At 43.6% G+C, this 1,696-nt stretch carries 3 protein-coding genes; all 3 read right to left on the reverse strand.

Annotated elements, in window-relative coordinates; all coding sequences use genetic code 11:
- Positions 1-470, reverse strand: a 470-nt coding sequence (locus C1642_RS17020; RefSeq protein ID WP_103236628.1) for a biotin-independent malonate decarboxylase subunit beta, incomplete at its 3' end; no start/stop codon positions are given.
- Entirely contained in the window at positions 463-762 is a 300-nt protein-coding gene (locus C1642_RS17025; protein ID WP_000448953.1) for a malonate decarboxylase subunit delta, read from the reverse strand. The genes C1642_RS17020 and C1642_RS17025, both read right to left, overlap by 8 nt.
- 2 nt (positions 763-764) lie before the next feature.
- Positions 765-1,649 carry a triphosphoribosyl-dephospho-CoA synthase gene (locus C1642_RS18975; protein ID WP_171304720.1) on the reverse strand — a complete coding sequence of 295 codons (885 nt, stop codon included), beginning with the start codon at positions 1,647-1,649 and terminating at the stop codon, positions 765-767.
- Between the last annotated feature and the right edge of the window lie 47 nt (positions 1,650-1,696).

A 1,696-nucleotide genomic window follows, 5' to 3' on the forward strand; every position in this document is an offset into this window, starting at 1 on the left:
ACACTACCAGCAACCACGGCAATCACGGGTTGATACTGACGTAAATTCACAATTGCAGCCTGAATTTCAGCAATTGCAGCCAAGCCCAGATTTGCTTCTTGTAAACGAACGCCACCCGTTTCCAACAATAAAATTGCAGCTGTTGGAATGCCTTTTAGATTGTCTTCAACCGCAAGTTCTAAGGCACCCGCAATTTTGGCACCACCTACCTCACCTAAACTGCCACCTTGAAATAAGCCTTCAATAGAAATTAAAACTACTGGCTGTTCTTGAATAGTTCCCTTTGCAATCACTACACCATCATCGGCTTGCGGCACAATATTTTGCTGAACCAACCAAGGCGACATAACACGTGCAAATGGGTCGAGCAACTCTCGAAAAGTCCCTTCATCTAATAATGCTTTAGCACGCTCTCTCGCACTCAACTCAATAAAATCTTGTTTATTTAACAAACTCTGAATATCAGTCATGAGCAATCTCCTCTAATGCTTGTTCCAGACGTAAGCGAACGACACCAGGAGTTGCACCAAAGTCATGAATATCAATATTGACCGCTGGCGGTATTTGAGCAGTAAAAATCCGTTCAAAAAGATTGTGCCAACGTGCTGCACTGCCATCTACCGAAGTCACTACCTGAATAGAAGTCTTTCCCTTTTCACCGGGTTCCATCAAAATTTCTAAATCGCCAGAGCCTACACATCCTACTAGTGCTTTTTTTACAGGTGGCTCTGTGGCCACAAATTCAAAATGAAGTGTTTCCATAATCAAAATCCCTTTTTATTTTTCACAGATGACTGCTCAACACGATCTATAAACAAGGTTGCTGCCAACAAATCTGCGGCACCACCAGCAGAAGCTTTCATCCGAAGCAGATCAATCTCTAAAAGATGCAAAGCACGTCGACCTTCCAAGCTTGAACTGCCACCCAAATCCAATACTTGCTGAGCACCTTGTTGCATACGCTTTAAACCAGATGTTCCAGATCGATAAAGCACACAGGTATCGGTCAAATCTGTCATCATGGCAAGTAATGCATCTAAGCGAGCGAACTCTTCTTTCATAGGTTTACTGCGACTTTGATAAAGTTGCTTTAACCCAAAATTCACAATCGTTGGAAAACCTTGTTGTGCCTGTTCTTTGGCACCTAAGACACCTAATTTTTTCTGTACTTTTTGACCATGACTTAAAGCCTGTTTTGGAATAAAGCGATCTTCAAGCTGGGCAATCTGACCTGCTAACTGGCATAGCTCAACAGCCGATAAATATTGTTGATTCGTGCGTTCTAATGCTGCTGCCGTCACCATTAAACCCAAGGCCCAAATTGCACCGCGGTGTGTATTTACACCATCTGTTGCCAACATCATGGTCTTTTCACCTTGGCGACCGATTTCTCCAATGTCTTCACGCAAAGCTAAACAGACTTTTCCATGATGCTTTGCAGCTTGAGCCATCGCTTCAAACATGGGTCCTAAACTTTTCGCAGAGCGCTCCATTAACTCCAAAGTCAGGTCATTGTGTGCACCACTGCCACGGCGATCGACCAAAGCTGGTTTCGGTGTCAGATTAACTTCATCAATTAACGCTTCGACTGCCATATCTGCCAAAAGCTGACTATCGCTGAGCGTTTGATATTGAACTTGTGCCATCATTACCAACTCCTGAATTTTGCAGGTGGTTGATATAAGCCATCTGACCA

Origin of the sequence: Acinetobacter sp. AKBS16, assembly GCF_002899995.1 — a bacterium.
GTDB lineage: Bacteria > Pseudomonadota > Gammaproteobacteria > Pseudomonadales > Moraxellaceae > Acinetobacter > Acinetobacter baumannii.